Annotated in this window: 22 protein-coding genes and 1 tRNA gene; 17 read left to right on the top strand and 6 right to left on the bottom strand. The window is 30.4% G+C overall.

The window, feature by feature from the left end; translation table 11 throughout:
* Positions 1 to 56: 56 nt before the first annotated feature.
* Positions 57 to 659 carry a ribonuclease HII gene (rnhB, locus tag IEW75_RS08105; protein WP_134248612.1) on the top strand — a complete coding sequence of 201 codons (603 nt, stop codon included), beginning with the start codon at positions 57 to 59 and terminating at the stop codon, positions 657 to 659.
* A gap of 53 nt (positions 660 to 712) precedes the next feature.
* A complete protein-coding gene (locus tag IEW75_RS08100; protein WP_134248613.1) occupies positions 713 to 1,765 on the top strand; it encodes a nucleoid-associated protein in 1,053 nt (350 codons plus the stop codon).
* A 78-nt stretch (positions 1,766 to 1,843) separates the two neighbouring features.
* On the opposite strand, the gene lipB is transcribed toward IEW75_RS08100, so the two are convergent.
* Positions 1,844 to 2,533: a lipoyl(octanoyl) transferase LipB gene (gene lipB / locus IEW75_RS08095; RefSeq protein WP_134248614.1), complete on the bottom strand. Its 690-nt coding sequence runs from the start codon at positions 2,531 to 2,533 to the stop codon at positions 1,844 to 1,846.
* A complete protein-coding gene (locus IEW75_RS08090) occupies positions 2,533 to 2,691 on the bottom strand; it encodes a YqaE/Pmp3 family membrane protein (RefSeq protein ID WP_134248858.1) in 159 nt (52 codons plus the stop codon). The genes lipB and IEW75_RS08090 overlap by 1 nt, the downstream gene beginning before the upstream one ends.
* An 89-nt stretch (positions 2,692 to 2,780) precedes the next feature.
* Here IEW75_RS08090 and gldA point away from each other — a divergent pair, with 89 nt between their 5' ends.
* Positions 2,781 to 3,677 carry a gliding motility-associated ABC transporter ATP-binding subunit GldA gene (gldA, locus tag IEW75_RS08085; protein ID WP_134248615.1) on the top strand — a complete coding sequence of 299 codons (897 nt, stop codon included), beginning with the start codon at positions 2,781 to 2,783 and terminating at the stop codon, positions 3,675 to 3,677.
* Positions 3,678 to 3,847: 170 nt separating this feature from the next.
* On the opposite strand, the gene IEW75_RS08080 is transcribed toward gldA, so the two are convergent.
* From IEW75_RS08080 to dnaE, 4 genes are read right to left on the bottom strand one after another with little or no spacing between them, the layout of a single operon-like run.
* Positions 3,848 to 4,591 carry a head GIN domain-containing protein gene (locus IEW75_RS08080; protein WP_134248616.1) on the bottom strand — a complete coding sequence of 248 codons (744 nt, stop codon included), beginning with the start codon at positions 4,589 to 4,591 and terminating at the stop codon, positions 3,848 to 3,850.
* A gap of 11 nt (positions 4,592 to 4,602) precedes the next feature.
* The gene (locus IEW75_RS08075; RefSeq protein ID WP_134248617.1) at positions 4,603 to 5,703 is read right to left on the bottom strand and encodes an acyloxyacyl hydrolase; all 1,101 of its coding nucleotides are present in this window, start codon (positions 5,701 to 5,703) and stop codon (positions 4,603 to 4,605) included.
* Positions 5,704 to 5,712: 9 nt separating this feature from the next.
* Positions 5,713 to 6,810 (bottom strand): acyloxyacyl hydrolase, encoded by a 1,098-nt coding sequence (locus IEW75_RS08070; protein WP_134248618.1) that lies wholly within the window; start codon positions 6,808 to 6,810, stop codon positions 5,713 to 5,715.
* Between the two features lie 3 nt (positions 6,811 to 6,813).
* Entirely contained in the window at positions 6,814 to 11,190 is a 4,377-nt protein-coding gene (gene dnaE, locus IEW75_RS08065) for a DNA polymerase III subunit alpha (protein ID WP_134248619.1), read from the bottom strand.
* A 228-nt stretch (positions 11,191 to 11,418) separates the two neighbouring features.
* Between dnaE and IEW75_RS08060 the strand changes: the two genes are divergently transcribed.
* The 14 genes from IEW75_RS08060 to IEW75_RS07995 all read left to right on the top strand — a co-directional run bounded on the left by IEW75_RS08060 (position 11,419) and on the right by IEW75_RS07995 (position 22,332).
* Positions 11,419 to 11,883 carry a SoxR reducing system RseC family protein gene (locus IEW75_RS08060; protein ID WP_134248620.1) on the top strand — a complete coding sequence of 155 codons (465 nt, stop codon included), beginning with the start codon at positions 11,419 to 11,421 and terminating at the stop codon, positions 11,881 to 11,883.
* Position 11,884: 1 nt separating this feature from the next.
* A complete protein-coding gene (locus IEW75_RS08055) occupies positions 11,885 to 12,856 on the top strand; it encodes a Fe-S cluster domain-containing protein (protein WP_134248621.1) in 972 nt (323 codons plus the stop codon).
* Positions 12,849 to 14,177, top strand: a complete 1,329-nt coding sequence (rsxC, locus tag IEW75_RS08050; RefSeq protein ID WP_134248622.1) for an electron transport complex subunit RsxC — start codon at positions 12,849 to 12,851, stop codon at positions 14,175 to 14,177. Before IEW75_RS08055 ends, rsxC begins: the two co-directional genes overlap by 8 nt.
* 1 nt (position 14,178) lies before the next feature.
* Positions 14,179 to 15,186, top strand: a complete 1,008-nt coding sequence (locus IEW75_RS08045; protein WP_134248623.1) for an RnfABCDGE type electron transport complex subunit D — start codon at positions 14,179 to 14,181, stop codon at positions 15,184 to 15,186.
* Between the two features lie 2 nt (positions 15,187 to 15,188).
* Complete coding sequence (locus IEW75_RS08040) at positions 15,189 to 15,785, top strand: RnfABCDGE type electron transport complex subunit G (protein ID WP_134248624.1); 597 nt, start codon at positions 15,189 to 15,191, stop codon at positions 15,783 to 15,785.
* A 5-nt stretch (positions 15,786 to 15,790) separates the two neighbouring features.
* Complete coding sequence (locus IEW75_RS08035) at positions 15,791 to 16,396, top strand: RnfABCDGE type electron transport complex subunit E (protein ID WP_134248625.1); 606 nt, start codon at positions 15,791 to 15,793, stop codon at positions 16,394 to 16,396.
* A gap of 2 nt (positions 16,397 to 16,398) precedes the next feature.
* Positions 16,399 to 16,974, top strand: coding sequence for an electron transport complex protein RnfA (locus IEW75_RS08030; protein WP_134248626.1), 576 nt, complete (start codon positions 16,399 to 16,401; stop codon positions 16,972 to 16,974).
* Positions 16,975 to 17,360: 386 nt separating this feature from the next.
* On the top strand, positions 17,361 to 17,939 hold the full coding sequence (locus IEW75_RS08025) for a 30S ribosomal protein S16 (protein WP_134248627.1): 579 nt from the start codon (positions 17,361 to 17,363) through the stop codon (positions 17,937 to 17,939).
* A 12-nt stretch (positions 17,940 to 17,951) separates the two neighbouring features.
* Positions 17,952 to 18,482 (top strand): ribosome maturation factor RimM, encoded by a 531-nt coding sequence (gene rimM, locus IEW75_RS08020; protein ID WP_134248628.1) that lies wholly within the window; start codon positions 17,952 to 17,954, stop codon positions 18,480 to 18,482.
* 8 nt (positions 18,483 to 18,490) lie between these two features.
* A tRNA-Ser gene (locus tag IEW75_RS08015) sits at positions 18,491 to 18,575 on the top strand.
* Positions 18,576 to 18,814: 239 nt separating this feature from the next.
* Positions 18,815 to 20,077 carry a site-specific integrase gene (locus IEW75_RS08010; RefSeq protein WP_134248629.1) on the top strand — a complete coding sequence of 421 codons (1,263 nt, stop codon included), beginning with the start codon at positions 18,815 to 18,817 and terminating at the stop codon, positions 20,075 to 20,077.
* A gap of 116 nt (positions 20,078 to 20,193) precedes the next feature.
* Positions 20,194 to 21,027: an RteC domain-containing protein gene (locus tag IEW75_RS08005; protein WP_158283799.1), complete on the top strand. Its 834-nt coding sequence runs from the start codon at positions 20,194 to 20,196 to the stop codon at positions 21,025 to 21,027.
* Between the two features lie 230 nt (positions 21,028 to 21,257).
* A complete protein-coding gene (locus IEW75_RS08000) occupies positions 21,258 to 21,536 on the top strand; it encodes a helix-turn-helix domain-containing protein (protein ID WP_090224152.1) in 279 nt (92 codons plus the stop codon).
* Between the two features lie 127 nt (positions 21,537 to 21,663).
* On the top strand, positions 21,664 to 22,332 hold the full coding sequence (locus IEW75_RS07995) for a hypothetical protein (RefSeq protein WP_134248631.1): 669 nt from the start codon (positions 21,664 to 21,666) through the stop codon (positions 22,330 to 22,332).
* Positions 22,333 to 22,385 lie beyond the last annotated feature (53 nt).

Here is a 22,385-nt window from a genome sequence, read left to right as displayed (position 1 = left end):
AATAATAGTAAATTGCAATGATAACTTTTTTAATTTTGTAATCTTATTTTTAAAATATGGGACTTCAAAAATATTTTTTAAAAAATGTGTTGGAAGCTGGTACAGATGAAGCTGGTAGAGGCTGTTTATCGGGTCCAGTTGTGGCTGCAGCAGTAATTTTGCCTGAAGATTTTGAGCATCCTTTATTAAACGATTCTAAACAATTAACAGAAAAACAACGCGAATTATTGCGCCCTTTTATAGAAAAAAACGCTTTAGCTTTCGGAGTTTCATATATAAATGAGCTTAAAATAGATGAAATAAACATTTTACAAGCATCTATTTTAGCAATGCATACAGCTATAGAAAAGTTATCTGTAGCCCCAGAACATATAATTGTAGACGGAAATAAATTCAATTCGTTTAAAAATATTCCGTATAAAACAATTATAAAAGGAGATGCGAAATTTATGAGTATTGCGGCAGCTTCTGTATTGGCAAAAACCTACAGAGACGAGTTTATGCATAAAATAGATTTAGAATTTCCAGAGTATTATTGGAAAAAAAATAAAGGGTACCCAACAAAACAACATAGGGAAGCAATTAGAGAATTTGGAATTACGCCATACCATAGAAAAACGTTTCGCTTAGTTCCCGAACAATTAAAATTAGAGTTGTAATTTCTAAAAATGTATTTTTAAAATTTTACATTTGCGTTTTTAAAATGTAAAAAATGATAAAACGTACTAGAGCTTCAATAACAAAATTTATAATTCATAAAGTTGGAAACAAATTTAACAGTGCAACCAATATTTTTTCTGAGGATGTAATTACTTTCGATGAAGAAAGTTACGAGTTAATGAAGCCTTTTTTATTGAAACCCTTTGCCAACGTTGCAGAAAGTTTTCGTTTTAATCATCATGCAAATATAGAGTTGAACGAAATAAATAATTATTCAACAGAAATTTTTAAAGACGAAACAACTTTTGTTGATGTTTCTAAACACATTGTAAATCATTTATTCGAACAATCAAATTCAGCACAAATTAAAGTTGGAGATGTTATTATTGCACTTATTGAAGATATTGAATACAATGAAGTTGTTACAAATGCGATAGGGATTTTTAAAATTGAAAATAAAATAAATTTCTTTCAAACTTTTATGGAAAAAGACAGTTTAGATGTTTTTGTTCAGAAAGGAATAAGTACTAAAAAATTAGATAAAGGTTGTTTAATTATTAACTCTTCCGATGCCGAAGGAAGAGTAGTTCTAAGTGTTGACACCAATAATTATGATGCGCAATATTGGATTAAAAACTTTTTAAATGTAAAATACGCAGATGATAGTAATCAGCATACTCAAAATTACATTGAAATGTGTAAAGATTTTTCTGAAGAAGTTATAAAAGAAGATTATGGAGTACAGGAAAAATCAAAGTTTTTAGCAAAAACAGTCGATTTTTTTAAAGAAAATGAAGACGTAAATATTCACGATTTTAAAGATGAGGTTTTTGAAGAGAATGAAGATTTTAAACCTCTGTTTGATAATTATAAAAAGCAATTTGAAGAAATAAATGATGTATTGGTTAGAAATCAGTTTGCCATTTCAGACATTGTGCTGAAAAAACAAAAACAAAAAATTAAAACTGAAATTAAACTAGATACCAATATTCAAATTAAATTAGATATAGATGCGCCAGATGCCTCTAGCGAATATTTAGAAAAAGGCTACGACGAGGAGAAAAAAATGAAATTTTATAAAGTGTATTACAACGAAGAAGATTAGGTTTTGTAAAAAAATTAAAAGTTAAAAGGTTTGTTTCGTTATGCTAAACTTTATTGAGTGCCTCACGTTGTTTTAATTTTATAACTCAACGTCAAACAGCTCCGAAAAATGCTTTAGAATCTTCGTTTTTACCTCATCTAAGTCAACTTTTTTGCCTAATTCAGCTTCCATAGAAGTTACTGCTTTTCCTTTAATTCCGCAGGGAATAATATTATCAAAATAACCTAAATTAGTGTTTGCATTTAATGCAAAACCGTGCATTGTAACCCATCTACTTGTTCTAACTCCCATAGCGCAAATTTTACGGGCGAAAGGTGTTCCTACATCTAGCCAAACTCCTGTTTCACCTTCACTGCGTGCTGCAGTAATTCCGTATTCAGCCAATGTTTTAATGATTACTTCTTCTAAAAAACGTAAATATTTATGAATATCAGTAAAAAAATTATCTAAATCTAAAATTGGGTAGCCAACAATTTGTCCTGGACCATGATACGTAATATCACCACCTCTATTTATTTTATAAAACGTAGCTCCTTTTTGTTCAAGTTGCACTTCATTTAATAATAAATTGCTTAAATCTCCACTTTTACCTAAAGTATAAACATGTGGATGCTCAACAAAAACAAAATAATTTGGAGTAACGTTTTCACTATTATTTTTTCTATTATCAATTTTTATGTCGATAATACCTTGAAATAATTTTTCTTGATAATCCCAAGTTTCTTTATAATCTTTTAAACCTAAATCTTGTAATATAACTTTTTGCATTAATTATTCGGATTATTGTTAATTATTAAAGCTGCAATTACACCAGGTATCCAGCCTAAACAAGTTAAAATAAATACAATAATTATAGACCCACAACCTTTATCAACAACTGCTAATGGTGGAAAAATGATGCAAAGTAGTACTCTTAAACAACCCATAATTATTTTTTTCAAAGTTCTTAAAATTATATGACGCATACAACGTTAATTTGTAACAACTAATTGTAATTAAAATGTATTTTTGTTAAATGTCTATTGAAGTTAAAAATATTACCAAGTTTTATAAAGATCAAAAAGCATTAGATAATGTTAGTTTTTCTATTAAAAAAGGAGAAATAGTTGGTTTTTTAGGCCCAAATGGAGCAGGGAAATCTACTATGATGAAAATTATAACAGGATTTATTACTAGTTCTAAGGGGGAAGTTTTGGTTTGTGATTTTAATATTAAAACCAAAAAAATAAATGCTCAAAGGCAAATTGGATACCTACCTGAACACAATCCGCATTATTTAGAAATGTATGTTAAGGAGTATTTATTGTTTAATGCTTCAATCTATAAAATTGCTAAAATTGAAGTTGATGAAATTATAACTAAAGTAGGTTTAACTCCCGAATCTCATAAAAAAATTAAACAACTTTCTAAAGGATATCGTCAGCGAGTTGGATTGGCAGCAGCGTTATTACACAATCCAGATGTATTAATTTTAGATGAACCTACAACAGGTTTAGATCCAAATCAGTTGATTGAAATTAGAAGTTTAATTAAAGAAATCGGTAAAAATAAAACAGTGCTTTTTTCAACACATATTATGCAAGAGGTAGATGCTATTTGCGATCGTGTAATTTTAATAAATAAAGGACAAATTATTGCAGATGAAAATTTAATTGAACTCAAAAAAAATCAGGAGCAGGTAATTGAAGTTGAATTTGATTATAAAATTGAAAAACAATTTGTAGAAACGATTCCGAATTTAAAATCTGCTGAGAACATATACGATACGAGTTGGTTATTAGTTTTTAATACAACAAAAGATATGCGACCAGCTGTATTTGATTTTGCACACGATCAAGGTTTAAAAACGCTCAAGTTAAATACAAAAAATAAAAATTTAGAAAGTTTGTTTAGGGAATTGATACCGAATTAGATCAGGACAGGTTTTAAGTTTCTAGTTTTATGATTCGTTTTATTAATTGTTAATTTGTTTAAATTAAATGTCATTCCTGTGTAAACAGGAATCCATACTTTATGAAAATATATACTTGCCTATATAGCTATGAAAAGTTTATAGAAGCTAAAGAACCTAAATTGATTTTCTTACTTAAAAATTAATTTACCTTTACTTAGCACATCCACTTCAACAATTGGAGGTTTGTTAAAAGAAATAATATTTCCAACTGAATGTATGGATCCTTTTAAACTTTTTGTTGGATGAATTAAAATATCATTGGAGCTTACTTGTAAGATCGTTACATCTTCTGATATAAGGTTTTTGCCTTCTAAACGTGTGTCTCCACTTGCGAAATAAATTGTTAGTTCTTTTGTTTTTCCAGATAAATAAAAATTTGATATACCATTACTTAAAACAGTAACTTTAGAATTTTCAACAATTAAATTAAAATCCCCAACTGCTAAATATGTATTTCCAATTCCTGCTGATTCTAAAAATAGATTAGGAAACCTTAGTAAACCCTCTGAAGTAACATTTAACTCAGAAGCATTCCTAATTTCACTAATGTTTGGTGATGTAATATAAACTTTGGTAATGCCATAATCTCTAAAGAAATTGCACGTATTATGATTTGTTAAAATTATCTGGTTATCTAATACTTGTACTTCAATATCAGGCATTAAATTTTCGCCAGTTTCTATGATTACTTTTTGAGTTGGTCCTTGACTAATTACTAATGCCACTTTTTTATTTACTAGAATCTTATTAAAAGGGGGTACATCAATTTCTTGCTGTATTATAGTTCCGGCTGTTTGTAAACAATCTCCTGCATCTTCACTATTACAACTGAAAATTGTAATTAAACAACATATATAAATTATTTTCTTCATTTAACTATTTTTTAAAATTTATAGCCTAAACCAATTTCTAATGCTTCAGCTCTAAATAAATTTATTTTCATTGTAACTTCAGAAAACAAATGCTTTCCTAATTTATATTTTAATCCAAAACGCTCGTAAACTCTGCTAACATAAGGAAAAGGATAATAAACTGTATATCCAATTTGAGAAATAAAAGAAAAATTGTTTTGAATTAATTCGTGACCAACAAATATTCCAACTCTAGCATAATCATTTTCATTATAAGATTTTCCTTCTTCTAAATTTTTATTTTTAATATGATTTTTTAAAAATTCTGACTTAAAATAATCTGCTCCAAAAGTAATATCAGAGAATTTATTTATGGTTTTACTTGCGTAGAAGGTAACGGTATAGAATGGAAATACGCCACTATGTATTTCTAAAGATTCGTTATAACCACCACGTAAAATTAAATTAAAATGTACTTTTTTATCTAATTCATTAATAGTAGTTTCTTCTTGTAAAGGTTCAAATTTTATAGGTTCTAACAAGTAGTTAAAACCTATGTTTAAGTTTACAGTGTTAATTCCTAAATTCGGATTTTTAAATGCAATATTCGAAAAATGAATTAAACTAATACCCGTATTTACACTTAATCTTTCTTTTTTTAACAATTGAAAAAACTGCAATTTTAGATATGCTGAAGCTAATAATTTAGAGCCAATAGCATGGTTTTTTGGATTTGAAATTGCATCGTAAGACTTTGTAGCATAACCAAATCCAAATCCACTAATAAGTTTTAAACTTGAATTTGAAGTATGTTTTAAATTATAATTGTAATGTCTGTATCCGCCTAAAACCTCTCCTAAAACATCTGAATTAAAGTTCTGATATAAAAAGGAAAAACCTCTTTTTGGATAGTTATAAAGTTTGTTAAAAATTGTGTTTTTTGTATTTATTTTATTAAAACTTAATAATATTCCATAAGAATTACCATCTATAGCATTTTTTAGTTTTTTATCGTGTTCAATTGGTATTCCAAAAAAGAATTCTGTTTGAATGTTGTTGTACTTTATGGCGTCAGTTTGTGCACTAACCAAAACAGTAAATAAAAGGAAAAACGTTAAAATTAGATTCTTCATAAATAGCTGTTAAAGTCTTATTCCTACTCCAAATTCTACAGTTTCTGCATCAGCAGCGTGTGCTTTTAATCTTATTGAAGCAAACCATTTTTCATTTATATATCTTTTTAGCCCTAAAGTTTCATACAACCTTCCGTGGTATTCAAAAGGGTATTTTACGTAATATCCAACTTGGGTTTCAATAGATATTTTATTGATAAATAATTCGTGTCCCATAAAAATTCCAATTCTCGAAAAATCTGAAGTCTCTTTTAAGTTTGTATGCGGTATGGTTAAATTTAACTCGTAATAATCTTTTAGAATAGGGGAAATATATAAATCAGCTCCAAATTGAATTGCAGATTTTCTGTTTAAACGTTTGTCGGCATACGCCGAAACCACAAAAAATGGTTTTATACCACTACCAATTATTTCTGACTCGTTAATACCACCTCTTACTGCAAAATTATACTTTATAGGTTGTTTAAAATACTTACTTTCAGAAGAAGGAGTGTAATTAACAGCTTGTGCCAGAGATAAATTATAATTAACACCTAAGGTTGCAGCCCAAACATTCATACCTGAATTTGGTGATTTTATATTAGAATTGGAAGCATGTATAAATGTTAAACCGGCGTTTAAACCCAAATTGTTAATTATATTTTCTCGTTGAAAATACAATTTAAAATAAGTGCTCGAATTTAAATGAGTTCCAAAGGCGGTATTCTTATTATTGGTTTCTTTATTATAAGGATTAGTATTGTAGGCCAAACCAATTCCTGCTCTTAAAATTAGCTGACTTGGTGATGTTCTATTTGTAAAGTAAAAATTATAATGCCCGTAAACCGAATATAACTTACCTAATATTTCTGATTTATAATCTTGATATCCAATTGAATATCCAAAATCCGGATAATTGTAATGTTCTTGCCAATTTTCTTCTCCAGACGTTCTTTTATTATAACTTATAAAAATTCCAGTTGGATGTCCTTGTAATAAAACAGATGCATCTGGATTTTGACGTAATATATTTCCGTAAAAATAATCTGCTTGAAAATAGGAAGAATTTGTTTGACTAAAACTTACTATAAAACTGAAAACAAAAAAGATAAAAAAGATTTTTTTCATGTATTAATTCAATTTAAATCTTAATTTTTCATCTTTTAAGATTTTTAAAAATTCGTTTGTAACGTTTACTTTTACAGATCTGCTATGTAAATTTAGCTTTATTTTATCTTTTAGGTCAAATACAGTAAAGTCCACAGGAATAGAACCCTCATTTTGCTTTAATATTTTAGAAATCTCAGAAATTTTTGTTTCGTTAACTTGGTTAATGTCTAATTGTAAGGTTATTTTTTTAGACTGTTTTTCTAAAACATCTTGCAGAATTTGAATTCCTGTAAAATTAATTCTAGGTTCACCTATTTTTCCATCTTTGTTTCTCCAACCTGGAGCAATATTTACCTTAATTTGTCTAAAAGCATTTTCATATAAATAAGGCTTAAAATTTAAATAGGCATCTTTAAAAATTCGAAACTCGTGGCTGTCTCCAAAATCTTGGACAACAAATGAGGCCCATTCATTACCATTTTGTGAAACTCTATGTTGTACGTCGGTTAAAATTCCTGCAAAAGCAAAATTTGAACCTACGTATTTATTTAAGTCTTCTTTAAAAATTGAAACGGGAGTGCTACAAAAATATTTAATTTCATTTTTAAAATCGTCTAAAGGATGTCCAGAAATATAAATGCCCACCAATTCTTTTTCTTTTGATAAAGCTTCCATCATTCCCCATTTTTCAGCATATGGGATTTCTGGTTCTGGAAATTGAACTTCAGATGCTTCACCAAATAGCGATACTTGAGCAGAATTTTTATTTTCTTGATATTTATTACCGTATCTAATTGCTCTTTCAATAAAAGTAACACCTTTTTCATCTAATTGATAATATTGAGCACGATGCACATTTTTAAAGGAATCTAACCCACCAGCCATTGCCAAACCATCAAATGCTTTTTTATTACATGCTCGTAAATCTACCCGTTTTGTAATATCAAAAATAGAAGTATATGGTCCGTTATTTTTACGTTCTTCAACTATAGCGTCAACAGCTGCAGCTCCAACACCTTTTATGGCGCCCATTCCAAATCGAATGGCACCCTCTTTATTTACGGCAAATTTGTAATAAGATTCGTTAACATCTGGTCCTAAAACTGGAATTCCGGCACGTTTACATTCTTCCATAAAAAATGTAATTTGCTTAATGTCATTCATATTATTAGACAAGACGGAAGCCATATATTCAGCAGGGTAATGTGCTTTTAAATAAGCTGTTTGGTAAGCAATATATGCGTAACAGGTAGAATGCGATTTGTTAAATGCATAGGCAGCAAATGCTTCCCAATCTTTCCAAACTTTTTCTAATTTTTCTTCAGGATGGTTATTTTTTTTACCTCCTTCAATAAATTTTGGTTTTAATTCTTCAAGCAACGAAAAAATCTTTTTACCCATTGCTTTTCGCAGCATATCTGCATCACCTTTACTAAAACCAGCTAACTTTTGAGAAAGTAGCATTACTTGCTCTTGATAAACAGTTACACCATAGGTTTCTTGTAAATGCTCTTCCATTTCAGGTAAATCGTACTCAATTTCTTCCTCTCCATGTTTACGCATAATAAACAACGGAATGTATTCCATAGGACCTGGACGATACAAAGCATTCATTGCAATTAAATCGGCAAACTCTGTAGGTTTTAACGATTTCATATGCTTTTGCATCCCAGGAGATTCATATTGAAAAACCCCAATAGTTTCACCTTTTTGAAAGAGTTCGTATGTTTTCTGATCGTCTAAAGGAAAATCATCTGGAACCAAATCTATGTTATGAATTGCCTTTATTATTTTAACGGTATCTTTAATTAATGTTAAGGTTTTTAATCCTAAAAAATCCATTTTTAATAACCCAGCACTTTCAACTACATTATTATCAAATTGAGTAACATACATGTCACTGTCTTTGGCAGTGGAAACTGGAATTAAATTGGTGATTTTTTCAGGTGTAATAATAACGCCACAAGCGTGTGTTCCAGTATTTCTAACAGATCCTTCTAAAGCACGTGCCTGATTTATAGTTTTTGCTTCTAAATTAGAACCTTCAGAAAGTCTTCTAAGTTCTTCTACTTTTTCAAGTTCTTCGGCTCTTAACCCTTTAACTTTTGCAATACTTTTAGGATCTTCTCCAAAAATATTTTGCAATTTTAACCCGGGAATTAGTTTTGCAATCCTATCGGCTTCGTGTAAAGGTAAATCTAAAGCTCTGGCAGTATCTCTTATAGAAGATTTGGCAGCCATTGTTCCGTAGGTAATAATCTGAGCAACTTGGCTTGCACCATATTTATCAATTACAAAATCAATTACTTTTTGCCTTCCTTCATCATCAAAATCTATATCAATATCGGGTAATGAAACACGATCAGGATTTAAGAAACGCTCAAAAAGTAAATCGTATTTAATAGGATCAATATTTGTAATCCATAAACAGTAAGCTACCGCTGATCCTGCAGCAGATCCACGTCCTGGACCAACAGAAACATCCATTTTACGAGCCTCTAGAATAAAATCCCATACAATTAAAAAGTACCCAGGATAGCCAGTTTTTTTGATAATTGAAAGTTCAAAATCTAATCGTTCTTTAGTACTTTCATCCAATTCATCACCATATCTTATTTTTGCACCTTCAAAAGTTAAGTGTTTTAAATAGGCGTTTTCTCCACGAACTCCTCCATCTCTGGCATCTTCGGGATCTACAAATTCTTGTGGAATATCAAACTTTGGTAGCAGTACATCTCTTTTTAATGTATAAACTTCAATTTGATCTACAATTTCTTGAATATTGGTAATGGCTTCAGGTAAATCTTTAAATAAAGATTTCATTTCATCCTGAGATTTAAAATAATATTGGTTATTTGGTAAACCATATCTAAAACCCCTTCCTCTACCTTTTGGAGTTGCCATTTTTTCTCCATCTTTAACACACAATAAAACATCGTGTGCTTCTGCTTCATCTTCTCGTGTATAAAAAGTATTGTTTGTAGCTATAAGTTTTATGTCGTGTTTTTTGGAAAATTCAATCAAAACTTTATTAACATGATTTTCATTTTCTTGGTTGTGACGCATTACTTCCAAATAAAAATCATTTTCAAATTGCTCTTTCCACCAAATAAGAGACTCTTCTGCTTGATTCTCTCCAACATTTAAAATTTTACTGGGTATTTCACCATATAAATTTCCAGAGAGTACAATTAAATCTTCTTTATATTCTGAAATAATTTTTTTATCAATTCTGGGTACATAATAGAATCCATCCGTATGAGAAATGGAAGACATTTTTGCTAAATTATGATAACCATTTTTGTTTTTTGCTAAAATAACTATTTGGTAGCCATTGTCTTTGTGGGATTTGTCTAGATGATTTTCACAAACATTAAATTCGCATCCTAAAATTGGTTTAATAGGGAGTTTAGGAGTCTCACCTTCTTTTAAATTCTTATTAAATTTTTCTACTTTGGTGTTGTGTGCAATTGCCTCACTCACAAAGTAATATGCTCCCATCATATTGCCAGTGTCGGTAATTGCAACGGCTGGCATGTTGAATTTTATAGCTGAATTTATGAGATTACTTACACTAGATGTAGACTGTAATATTGAAAACTGAGAATGACAATGTAAATGCGCAAAATCGGTATTTTCAAGGTCTTTTATAGTTGCTGTTGAGGGGGTAGCAATGTTAGTTTTCTCAACATGTTGCTTTTTTAGTCGTTTACTTTCCTTTTTTAAGTTTGCATGCGTCAATCCTATAACATCAATTGTGTTAGGGTTTTTAGCATCAAAATTAAGAAAATAGTCTGCGGGAACATCTAACTCTTCCTTTGTATAAACACGCCTTCTAATTAATTCTAAAAAACAGCGAGTAGTGGCTTCAACATCGGCAGTTGCATTATGTGCCTCTGCAAAAGGTGTTTTAAATAAATACTGGTGTAACTCTGTTAATGTTGGTAGTTTAAATTTACCGCCTCTTCCTCCAGGAATTTGACACAAAGTAGCAGTTGTTTCTGTGCAGGTATCTAAAACAGGAAGCTTATCTAATGTTGTAGCTACTTCTTTTCGGAAATATTCACAACCCATAATATTAAGGTCGAACTTTACATTTTGACCAACTACAAATTTAGATTTCGATAAGACCTCATTAAATAGGTATAAAACTTTTTCTAAATCTTCTCCCTTTTCTTTGGCCAATTGTGTAGAAATTCCGTGGATTTGCTCCGCATCATAAGGAATATTGTAACCTTCTGGTTTAATTAAATAATCTTGTTGATCAATGAGTTCACCATATTCATTATGTAATTGCCAAGCTATTTGAACACATCTTGGCCAATTATCTGTGTCGGTTATTGGCGCATTCCATTTTTTTGGTAACCCTGTGGTTTCTGTGTCAAATATTAAAAACATGAATTTTTTCTGTAAATAATGAGTTTTTAAAAGTAATAATTTTGAACTTTCTAACTTTTAAAAACGTTCTTTTTTATTAACAATTATATTCGATTTTTATTAAAAGTGAGTGAGCTAAGTAAAAAATGATGCTTTAAAATGACTCTTTACAATCTATTTTGCTTAAAAACCCTAACATTCGTCATTTTTTTTCAAGTTTTTAAGACTTAGTTTTACCGTTCCTAATAAATGAGGATGAAGATTATGGAGCAATTAGATTTAGAATCTTATAAAACGGGCGATATAAAACAGATAAAACATCAAGGAGTTATCTCAAAAATATCCCCAAGTAAAATTACCGTAGCACTTAAAGGCAATGTAAATTGTGAAGGTTGTAAAGCCCAATCGGCTTGTGGTGTTTCAGATTCTAATGATAAAGAAATAGAGGTTGTTAATATATCCCAATCATTTCAATTAAACGAAACTGTTGATGTTTTGTTAAAAAGAGAGCTTGGTTTAAAAGCGGTGTTTTGGGCATATGTTTTTCCTTTTATTTTAATGTTTGTAGTGTTAATAGCTACTTCATTTTTCTTTAAAGAGTGGATTGCAGGCTTGTTGTCGCTTATCATTCTAATTCCTTATTATTTTATGCTTTTTGTATTGAAAAGTAAATTTCAAAAAGCATTTCAAGTATCAATATTAAAATTTAATTAGAATGACAGATTCAGTTTTATATAGTGTTTTGTTATTAGCTTCTTTGGGAATTATTGCAGCAGTTGTGTTGTATGTAGTTTCTAAAAAGTTTTATGTTTATGAAAATCCTTTAATTGCCGATGTAGATGAAATTTTGCCTGGTGCAAATTGTGCTGGTTGTGGTTCTCCGGGATGTAAATCGTTTGCTGAAAGATTAGTAGGCTCAGAAGATATTTCAGATTTGTTTTGTCCGGTAGGAGGGAATGATGTTATGAAAGAAGTTGCCGCTATTTTGGGTAAAGAAGTTGTAGAAAGAGATCCAACAGTGGCTGTTTTACGTTGCCAAGGAGGTTGCGATGTACGTCCAAAAACAACCGAATACCAAGGGCCAAGAACCTGTGCTATTTCTGCAATGATTTATAGCGGTGAGACAGATTGTCAATATGGGTGTTTGGGTGATGGAGATTGTGTAAAGGTATGTCAGTTTGATGCTATGTATATGGACGAGGCTACAGGTTTACCAGTAATTATTACCGATAAATGTACTTCTTGCGGTGCTTGTGTTGAAGAATGTCCAAGAGATATTATTGAAATGCGCCCAAAAAACAAACGGGATTTAAAAATATTTGTTGGTTGTTTAAATGAAGATAAAGGTGGAATAGCGAAAAAAGCCTGTGATGTTGCTTGTATTGGTTGTTCGAAATGTGAAGATATTTGCCCGAAAGATGCCATAACAATGGAAAATCAATTGGCATACATTGATGCCGGTCTTTGTACACTTTGTAGAAAATGTGTTGAAGTTTGTCCTACACATTCTATTATTGAAACAAATTTCCCACCAAAAAAACCTAAAAAAGTTGTTGAGAAAAAAACTGTTGTAAAAAAGGTAGTTAAAAAGGTCGAAGTTGAAAAGGTTGAAGCCGAAAAAGTTGCGGTTGTAAAAAAAGAAGCAGTTGTTAAAGTTGAACTAGAAAAGTCTAAAAAGGATGCTTAAAACATTCCCAAAAGGAGGAATTCACCCTCCAGAAAATAAAATTACTTCTTCTAAAGGAATTAAAAGAATGACAGTACCAAAAATGGTAACTGTACCGATTGCACAGCATATTGGAATTCCTGCAGAAATAGTAGTTGATAAAAAAGATAAAGTTGAAATAGGTCAGGTAATTGCAAAATCTGGTGGATTTGTATCTTCAAATATACATTCTCCAGTTGCTGGTACAGTAACAAAAATTGATCAAATAATTGATTTAAGTGGTTATAAAAAACAGTGTATTGTTATAAGAACCGACGCTAAAAATGAAGCTAATTTTGAAGAGAAAGAATATTCGCTAATAACTGAAATTCAACTTGATCCGAAAGAGATTGTACAACGTATTTCCGATTATGGTGTGGTCGGGCTAGGTGGAGCAACATTTCCTTCACACGTTAAATTGAATGTAAAAGAAGGTGTTAAGTTAGATTATCTAATTATTAATGGTGTAGAGTGTGAGCCTTATTTAACTGCCGATCATAGATTAATGCTTGAAAAGACAGCTGAAATTATTGTTGGTATTAAAATTTTAATGAAGGCGCTACACATTGAAAAAGCTGTAATTGGTATTGAGAACAATAAAAAGGATGCTATAAAACAATTTAAAGAATTAACCAAAAATGAATCTGGAATTCAAGTAGCAGCGTTACAAGTAAAATACCCTCAAGGTGGTGAAAAGCAATTGGTAAGAGCAATCTTAGGAAGAGAAGTTCCTAAAAACGGATTACCTTTAGATGTGGGCGTTATTGTAAATAATGTGGGAACTATTTTTGCAGTTTACGAAGCTGTTCAACATAATAAACCTTTAATGGAACGCGTAGTTACTGTTACAGGTAAAAAAATGGAAAATCCATCTAATTTTTGGGTAAAAATTGGAACTCCAATCAAAGATTTAATTGCTGAAGTTGGAGGCTTGCCAGATGGAACTCGAAAATTAGTGAACGGAGGTCCAATGATGGGGAAAGCCATAAAAAACACCGATGTGCCGGTAACTAAAGGAACTTCTGGAATTTTGGTTATTTCAGAAGAAGAAGCCAGTAGAGGTAAAGCAGAAAATTGTATTCGTTGTGGCGAATGTGTTACTGTATGCCCTATGGGACTGGAACCACACTTGTTAATGAATTTATCAGAAAAAGGAATGTATGAAAAAGCCTCTTCTGAAGATATTATGACATGCATAGAATGTGGCTCTTGTAGTTATGTTTGCCCTTCACACAGACCTTTGTTAGATTATATTAGATACGGAAAAAATATTGTTAAAAAATTAGAAACTTCTAAAAATTAAAATGAGTCAACCTATTATAATATCGGCCTCACCGCATGTACATTCAGCGAAAACATCAAAAAAAGTGATGTATGATGTGGTTATCGCTTTAATTCCTGCATTTTTAGTTTCACTATATGTATTTGGAATAAGCGCATTAATTTTAACAGCAGTTGCAGTGGCATCTTGTTTGTTGTTTGAATATTTGATTCAAAAATATTTATTAAAATCTGAAATAACCATTGGTGATGGTTCCGCATTAATTACAGGAATTTTACTAGCATTTAACTTACCTGCAGGTTTACCAATTTGGATGATTTTAGTTGGTAGTTTAGTTGCCATTGGAATTGGAAAAATGTCTTTTGGTGGTTTAGGGTTCAATATATTTAATCCAGCTTTAGTTGGGCGTGTATTTTTATTGGTTTCATTTCCAGTACAGATGACCATGTGGCCAACAGCTGTTGAAAATAATACTTCAATTGCAGATGCAGTTACAGGAGCAACTCCTTTAGGGTTGATAAAAGAAGGTTTAATGTTTGGTGATACTATGACAAATATTAGCGCAAATCTTCCTTCAACTATGGAAATGTTTTTGGGGATATCTGGCGGTTCCATTGGTGAAATGTCTGCATTGGCATTACTATTAGGTGGAATTTATTTACTGGCTAGAAAAGTAATTACGTGGCATATTCCAGTAACAATTATAGTAACAATGGCGGTGATGACTGGTATTTTTTGGGTAATTGACCCTGAAAGTTACGCAAGTCCGTTAATCCATATTTTATCTGGAGGTGCAATTTTAGGAGCGTTTTATATGGCTACTGATATGGTTACCAGTCCAATGACTAGAAAAGGAATGCTCATTTTTGCTGTTGGTATTGCTGTAATTACTGTAGTAATTAGATTATTTGGAGCGTATCCAGAAGGAGTTTCATTCGCAATTTTAATTATAAATGCTTTTGTACCGCTAATTAACACGTATTTTAAACCAAGACGATTTGGTTCAAAAATCAAATCTAAAATTGTTTAATTATGAAGAAGAAGAAAGATACATTTATAAATATGGTAGTGTCATTATTCGCCATTACCATAATAGCAGGTTTTTCGTTGGGATTTGTGAATGAACTTACTGTTGGTCCAATTGAAAAAGGTAAAATAGAACGAAAAGTGAATGCTTTAAAACAAGTGTTGCCAGAATTCGATAACAATCCTGTTGATGAAATCCAGTTAGTAAAATCTGAGTTTGCTAAAGATTCAGTAGAGGTTTATCCTGCATTTAAAAATAATGAATTTGTTGGTGCAGCGATAATTGGTTCAACCGAAAAAGGGTTTAGCGGACTGATTAAAATTATGGTTGGTTTTACTCCAGATGGCAATATAAAAAATATTGCTGTTTTAGAGCAAAAAGAAACTCCTGGTTTAGGAACTAAAATGAAAGATGAAAAATACTTGGCGCAGTATAGAGAGAAAAATCCTTCAACATTTAATTTAAAAGTAACAAAAGACGGCGGAGAAGTTGATGCTTTAACGGGCGCAACAATTACATCACGTGCTTTTGGTGAAGCTGTTCAAATGGCTTATGACGAGTTTATAAAAAATAATGATGCACTTAAAGAACTTAAAAATTAAGAATTATGGCTGAAAAAGTAAATCAAACCCAAAATTTCTTAAAAGGTATTGTAAAAGACAATCCTGTATTTGTAATGTTGTTGGGAATGTGTCCAACATTGGGTGTAACATCATCGGCATTTAATGGTTTGGGAATGGGAGTTGCCACGTTATTTGTATTATTAATGAGTAATATTGTAGTTTCATTGGTAAAAACTCAAATTCCGAGTAAAGTTCGTATTCCGGCATTTATAATTGTGATTGCATCCTTTGTTACTATTGTAGAAATGGTACTAGAAGCATTTATTCCATTTTTATATGAACAATTAGGAATTTTTATTCCTTTAATTGTGGTAAACTGTCTAATATTAGGAAGAGCCGAAGCTTTTGCTTCAAAAAACAATATACTTTCTTCTATCGTAGATGCTTTAGGAATGGGGTTAGGCTTTGTAATTGCTTTAACAGCCTTAGGTGCAGTTAGAGAAATATTAGGTAGTGGTAGTATTTTCGAATTTAAATTTGTAGCGGAAGATGCTAATACGTTTATCTTATTTATTTTACCTCCAGGCGCATTTATAGCCTTGGCATATTTATCTGTTTTGTTCAACAAAATTTCAATTAAAACAACTTAAAAATGGATTATATAATTATACTTATAGCAGCGGTTTTTGTTAATAACATTGTGCTTGCACAATTTTTAGGAATTTGTCCGTTTTTAGGAGTTTCCAGTAAAGTTTCAACTTCTGTTGGTATGTCTGGAGCGGTTTTATTTGTAATGACATTGGCAACAATGGTAACCTATTTATTACACGAATTTATATTAGTTCCTGCTGGATTAGATTATTTACGAACCATAACATTTATTTTAGTAATTGCGGCTTTAGTGCAAATGGTAGAGATTATTTTGAAAAAAGTGAGTCCGCCGTTATACCAAGCGTTAGGGGTGTTTTTACCTTTAATTACGACAAATTGTGCTGTTTTAGGTGTTGCAATTTTAGCTTTAGGATTAGACGGTGGAAGCTTATTGAAAGCAGTATTTTTTGCAGTTTCTAACTCAATAGGATTTGCGTTGGCATTGATTGTTTTTGCAAGTATTAGAGAGCATTTAGAATTGGCAAATATTCCAAAAGGAATGAAAGGAGTCCCAATTAACTTATTAGTAGCTGGATTGTTATCATTAGCTTTTTTAGGATTCACAGGATTGGTATAAAAGTGGCAACGTCAAAAGTCAAAAAGTGAGAAGTGAAAAATAATCCGAAAGTTCTGATGAAAAAACGTCTTTGCGAGGAGTTTTTTTAAACGACGCGGCAATCTCATTTTATGAAGTTGAAAAGGTTTAAGAGACGGCTGAGCGGAGTCGAAGCCTGTTTCTTCTGAGAAAAGTTTTAGTATTTATCACTATTGAGTTGTGTTGAAGTTGTCATTTTTAAAAAGTGGCAATCTAACTGTTTTAATAATAATTATTTAGAATTTTACTCTTAAAACTTATGAGGTTCAAACTTTTATACTTTTAACTCTATAATTTGAAAATAACTAAGTATATTTGCAAACTTAAAATTTATAACCAAGGTCGAGAACCTTAAAAATTAAAACAAAATGCCAGTAAAAATTAGATTACAAAGACACGGTAAAAAAGGAAAACCATTTTATTGGATTGTTGCAGCTGATGCAAGATCAAAAAGAGATGGTAAATACTTAGACAAAATTGGGACTTATAACCCTAATACAAATCCTGCAACTATCGATTTAGATGTTGATGGAGCCGTAAAATGGTTGCAAAATGGAGCACAACCAACTGATACGGCAAAAGCTATCTTATCTTATAAAGGAGCAATGCTAAAAAATCATTTAGTAGGTGGTGTTAGAAAAGGTGCTTTAACAGAAGAGCAAGCTGAAGAGAAATTCCAAGCTTGGGTAGCTGAAAAAGAAGCTAAAATTAATGCGAAAGTAGAAGGCTTATCTAAGGAAGAAGCCGACGCTAAAGCAAAAGCTTTTGAAGCTGAAGTAAAAGTAAACGAAGAACGTGCTGCTGCTGCTAAAGAAGTAGAAGAAGCTACAATTAAAGCTGCTGCTGATGCTAAAGCTGCGGAAGCTGCTGCAAATGCAGAACCAGTTGAAGAGAAAGGGGCTGAGTCTATTGATGATGCTCAAAACGCTGCAAGCGAAGAAGCTTAATTTTTTTCGATAATGCGTAAAGAAGATTGTTTTTATTTAGGCAAAATCGTTAGAAAACACAGCTTTAAAGGTCAAGTTGTAGCCAAATTGGATACAGACGAACCTGAACTTTATAAAAATTTGGAATCAGTATTTGTTGCTTTAAGCAATGATCTGGTTCCATTTTTTTTTGAAGAAAGTTTACTTCAAAAAGGAAATCAGCTAAGAATACAATTTGAAGATGTTGAAAGCGAAGAGGATGCTGATGCCATATTGGGGGCTGAGTTGTATTTACCGTTAGAATTTCTTCCAAAATTAAAAGGAAATAAATTTTATTTTCACGAAATAATAGGTTTCGATATTGAAGATGTTAATTACGGCTATGTAGGTGTTATTACAGGAGTTAACGACTCTTCAGCACAACCATTATTTGAAATTGATTCTAATGGGGTGGCAGTTTTTATTCCTATGATTGATGATTTCATTAAAAAAGTAGATAGAGATAATAACAAAATTATTGTTGAATCTCCAGCAGGATTAATTGATTTATATTTAAATCAATAAAACAAATTAGAGAGGTGGCCGAGTGGTCGAAGGCGCACGCCTGGAAAGTGTGTATACGGCAACGTATCGAGGGTTCGAATCCCTTCCTCTCTGCGAGAAATCAATCAAAAAGTGACAAAACCCCATAAACTCTATGTTTATGGGGTTTTTATTTTGTCTAAAATTCATTTAAAACCAATTTAAAGCAAATAAAAAGGGGCAAATTCGGTGTCAGTAAAATTAATTATACAACTGACACCGAATAACGCTGTAGCCATTGAAAAAACAGGTGGTTCAAAATATTTTTTGATTTATTTTTTGTATATTTATACTGTAAAAAATGAAAAAAAGCTATGAAAAGTTCATTCACACACCTATTTTACATCAAAAAGAGCAAAGCAGATGTAAATCAAAAAGCAAATATTTATCTTAGAATTACTGTTAATGGTAAACGTTCAGAATTAAGTATCGATAGAAAAGTTCCTATTGACAAATGGAATCAAGACGCAAATAGAGTTCGTGGTTTTTCTAAAGAAGCCCAAGAGATTAATCAATATATAGATTTAATTATAAATAAAATCAATAAGATTCATCAACGGTTTGTTGAAAGTGAAAAGCGATTCACTTCAATTCAAATACGTGATGCTTTTTTAGGGAAAAATAAGAATGAGAAAATGCTTTTGACAATATTCCAGGATCATAATAATCAAGTTGAAAAATTAGTAGGGAAGGAGTTTGCTGAAGGAACTGCATTAAGATATAGAACGGCTAAAAGCCATATAGAAGAATTTATCAAATTTGAATACAAGGTAAATGATATTGCGGTTACAGAAGTGGACCATAAATTTATTACAGGTTTTGAATATTATTTAAAGACAGAAAGAAATTGTGCACATAATACAGCTATAAAATACATCACTAATTTTAAAAAAGTTATAAGAATTGCCTATGCTAATGGTTGGATAACAAAGGATCCATTTTTCAATTGGAAAGCACGTTTAAAAACAGTTGACAGACAGTTTTTATCAGAGTTGGAAATTGAAGACTTGATAAATAAGCAATTTGATATTCCTAGATTAGAACAAGTGCGCGATTTATTTATATTTAGTTGTTTTACTGGATTAGCTTATGCTGATGTTCAGAAATTGAAAAAGGAAAATATTGTAATTGGTATTGATGGCAATAAATGGATTAATACAAAAAGGAAAAAAACAGATACCATAAGTAATATACCATTGCTACCTACATCATTAACCATTATTGAGAAATATCAAACTCATAAAAATATAGTTAATAGTGATAAACTTCTTCCGGTATTAAGCAATCAAAAAATGAATGCTTACCTAAAAGAAATTGCAGATTTATGTGGAATCACAAAAAACTTAACCTTCCATTTAGCGCGTCATACGTTTGCGACTACAATTACTTTAACAAATGGTGTGCCTATTGAATCTGTTAGTAAAATGTTAGGGCATAAATCCTTAAAAACAACGCAGCATTACGCTAAAATAATTGACAGAAAAGTAAGTGATGATATGAATGTTTTAAAAGAAAAACTCAATATTGGTAAAAAGAACAAATTAGATTCTTCAGAAAAAAGAAAAAAATCAATTTAATTAACAAAAAGAGTGGTTAAAACAATATAATTTGGTTGAATAATTAAGTTTTTAGTTAACTTTAAGGCTTTTTATTAAAAAAAAGGATTTTAAAAACTTAATTAATTGCAATAATTGTGAAGAAAAAATATGCTATTGTTATAGCTACTTTAGAAAAAGATTTAAAAAATATTCAATCCAAAAACTATGAAATTGTTACTACATCAGAAGAATGCGTTCATTTAATTCGTAATAGTTTAAGCGAATTTAGAAACCTTATTATTTCAAATGGATTCAATTCGGAGGAAGATGAAATTGATTTTTTTAAAAACATCAAACCAAAAGTAGTTTCAAAATTAATTTACTACGGTAAACTATTTCAAATTGAAAGTAAGCGTCCAAAGGGAAGTGCAAAAACACAAAAGAAATATTTTGAAAATCAAATTTCAAAATGCCAAGAATACTTTAATGAGAATCATTTGTTCTATTTATACTTTAAAGGAGGAGAAACCTACTCTGATGAACAGTATTTTTTAAGAAATAATAAAAATATTCGGACTCAATTCGACTGCTCAGGTTCTTTTATCGATGAATTTTTTTCAACAAGTCTAGATTCTACCTATTCAAAATTTATAGCTTATGAAATGTTAATTCAATATTTCCATTTTGAAATTGATAAACTTTCATCAAATAATGGGATTTCATTAAGCTTAAATTCAGGTTTATCCTGGACAGGGCGAAAAATTAGCTTGATAGAATTAACGTATGCGCTTGATGGTTTAGGGGTAATTAATAATGGAAATGTAGATATTAAAGAAATTGCCAAAGGTATGGAGCTACTTTTTAATATTGATCTGGGCGATTATTACAGAGCATTTTTGGAAATTAAAGCAAGAAAATTAAACAATACTAAGTTTATCGATACCCTAAAAAGTAACTTATTGCATCGCATAGAAAAATCTGACAAATAAACACCCAAGTTGGGTAAAAAAAGTTAAAAAAAATATTATTTGATATTATTTGTTGTTTAATTAAATGTAATTTTTTAACACATTTATTAAACTATAATAAATTGTAGTATCTAAAATGTTTAAAAAATCAATAACAACTTGTGATTTTTAATGAATTATACTTTTCATATTTGCCTAACAAAAAAAAGTAAAAACCTACTTTTTTAAGTATAATTTAAAAATTTTAAAAAATGGCATCGAAAATTATTACACCAGAAGACTTAAATGAATTTAAAGTCGATTTGTTAAGTGACATTAAAGAATTGATTTGTAAAAAATCAAAAGCTCCTGAAAAAAAATGGTTAAAATCACCTGAAGTAAAAAAGCTTTTAGGGCTTTCTTCTGGAACCTTGCAAAACCTTAGAATAAACGGAACGCTACCTTACACAAAAATTGGTGGTGTAATTTATTACGACTATGAACAAATAATGAAAGTGTTAGAAGAAAATATGGTGAATACTTCAAATTAATTTATTCCTACATCCCTTGCTTTAATTCTAATTCAAGGGATTTCAATTAAATATAACGTAAGTATACTATTGATTTTGATTAATAATCAAAACTCAATCAGAATACTACAACCATTAATTAAGCACTATGAACTACATCAAACACCTCAACGGAGTCTATATTCAATTTTCCAAAGACAATCGCTTAAATCCAACGCATATCAGTTTGTACATAGCTTTATTTCAATTATGGAATTACAATCGATTTCCTGCAGAATTTCATATAAGCAGAGAGGAAATTATGAAACTTTCAAAAATTGGATCTACAGCAACGTATCACAAGTGTATTAAAGAGCTAAATCACTGGAAATACATCATTTACAAACCATCTCACAACCCATTCAAAGGCAGTAAAGTAAAGCTGTTCAATTTTGAATCAAGTTATAACGAAGATATAAACTTAAACAATTCATTAAATGAACAAGCACTGATATCTAATATAAACATTAATAAACATAATATAAACATTAATAAACCTATCTATAAAAAGGAAATTTTAAATTTTTTCAAAAAAAAGAATTGGCCTAAATCTGAAGCAGAAAAATTCTTTAATCATTACGAATCCGTTGGTTGGAAAAAAAGCAATCATCAAATTGAAAATTGGCAAGCAGCTGCAGAAAGTTGGATGCTCAAACTTGAAGAATTTAAAGTGAAATCAAGAAAAAAATCAAAAACAAATGAAAACGATTTACCACTTGACCATTTTCAAGACAACCTCCACACCAACCAAAACAAAAATTACGATGAACCATTGTAAAATTAGTTGCCATAGGATTTGGAAGACGAGTGTCAAATGTTTGAAGAATCCGA

Source organism: Lutibacter litoralis (assembly GCF_014646675.1).
Lineage (GTDB): Bacteria > Bacteroidota > Bacteroidia > Flavobacteriales > Flavobacteriaceae > Lutibacter > Lutibacter litoralis.
The sequence above is the reverse complement of the archived record's forward strand: the minus strand, read 5'-3'. Positions and strand labels throughout refer to the sequence as shown.

What these genes read in the sequence shown, in the direction of transcription:
- IEW75_RS08030 (WP_134248626.1), top strand. Translation starts at nt 16,399, where the DNA reads ATGGATTATATAATTATACTTATAGCAGCGGTTTTTGTTAATAACATT.
- lipB (WP_134248614.1), bottom strand. Translation starts at nt 2,533, where the DNA reads ATGCAAAAAGTTATATTACAAGATTTAGGTTTAAAAGATTATAAAGAA.
- rnhB (WP_134248612.1), top strand. Translation starts at nt 57, where the DNA reads ATGGGACTTCAAAAATATTTTTTAAAAAATGTGTTGGAAGCTGGTACA.
- IEW75_RS08025 (WP_134248627.1), top strand. Translation starts at nt 17,361, where the DNA reads ATGCCAGTAAAAATTAGATTACAAAGACACGGTAAAAAAGGAAAACCA.
- IEW75_RS08040 (WP_134248624.1), top strand. Translation starts at nt 15,189, where the DNA reads ATGAAGAAGAAGAAAGATACATTTATAAATATGGTAGTGTCATTATTC.
- IEW75_RS08100 (WP_134248613.1), top strand. Translation starts at nt 713, where the DNA reads ATGATAAAACGTACTAGAGCTTCAATAACAAAATTTATAATTCATAAA.
- IEW75_RS08060 (WP_134248620.1), top strand. Translation starts at nt 11,419, where the DNA reads ATGAGGATGAAGATTATGGAGCAATTAGATTTAGAATCTTATAAAACG.
- IEW75_RS08090 (WP_134248858.1), bottom strand. Translation starts at nt 2,691, where the DNA reads ATGGGTTGTTTAAGAGTACTACTTTGCATCATTTTTCCACCATTAGCA.
- IEW75_RS08075 (WP_134248617.1), bottom strand. Translation starts at nt 5,703, where the DNA reads ATGAAGAATCTAATTTTAACGTTTTTCCTTTTATTTACTGTTTTGGTT.
- IEW75_RS08070 (WP_134248618.1), bottom strand. Translation starts at nt 6,810, where the DNA reads ATGAAAAAAATCTTTTTTATCTTTTTTGTTTTCAGTTTTATAGTAAGT.
- rsxC (WP_134248622.1), top strand. Translation starts at nt 12,849, where the DNA reads ATGCTTAAAACATTCCCAAAAGGAGGAATTCACCCTCCAGAAAATAAA.
- IEW75_RS07995 (WP_134248631.1), top strand. Translation starts at nt 21,664, where the DNA reads ATGAACTACATCAAACACCTCAACGGAGTCTATATTCAATTTTCCAAA.
- IEW75_RS08055 (WP_134248621.1), top strand. Translation starts at nt 11,885, where the DNA reads ATGACAGATTCAGTTTTATATAGTGTTTTGTTATTAGCTTCTTTGGGA.
- gldA (WP_134248615.1), top strand. Translation starts at nt 2,781, where the DNA reads ATGTCTATTGAAGTTAAAAATATTACCAAGTTTTATAAAGATCAAAAA.
- rimM (WP_134248628.1), top strand. Translation starts at nt 17,952, where the DNA reads ATGCGTAAAGAAGATTGTTTTTATTTAGGCAAAATCGTTAGAAAACAC.
- IEW75_RS08080 (WP_134248616.1), bottom strand. Translation starts at nt 4,591, where the DNA reads ATGAAGAAAATAATTTATATATGTTGTTTAATTACAATTTTCAGTTGT.
- IEW75_RS08000 (WP_090224152.1), top strand. Translation starts at nt 21,258, where the DNA reads ATGGCATCGAAAATTATTACACCAGAAGACTTAAATGAATTTAAAGTC.
- IEW75_RS08045 (WP_134248623.1), top strand. Translation starts at nt 14,179, where the DNA reads ATGAGTCAACCTATTATAATATCGGCCTCACCGCATGTACATTCAGCG.
- IEW75_RS08010 (WP_134248629.1), top strand. Translation starts at nt 18,815, where the DNA reads ATGAAAAGTTCATTCACACACCTATTTTACATCAAAAAGAGCAAAGCA.
- dnaE (WP_134248619.1), bottom strand. Translation starts at nt 11,190, where the DNA reads ATGTTTTTAATATTTGACACAGAAACCACAGGGTTACCAAAAAAATGG.
- IEW75_RS08035 (WP_134248625.1), top strand. Translation starts at nt 15,791, where the DNA reads ATGGCTGAAAAAGTAAATCAAACCCAAAATTTCTTAAAAGGTATTGTA.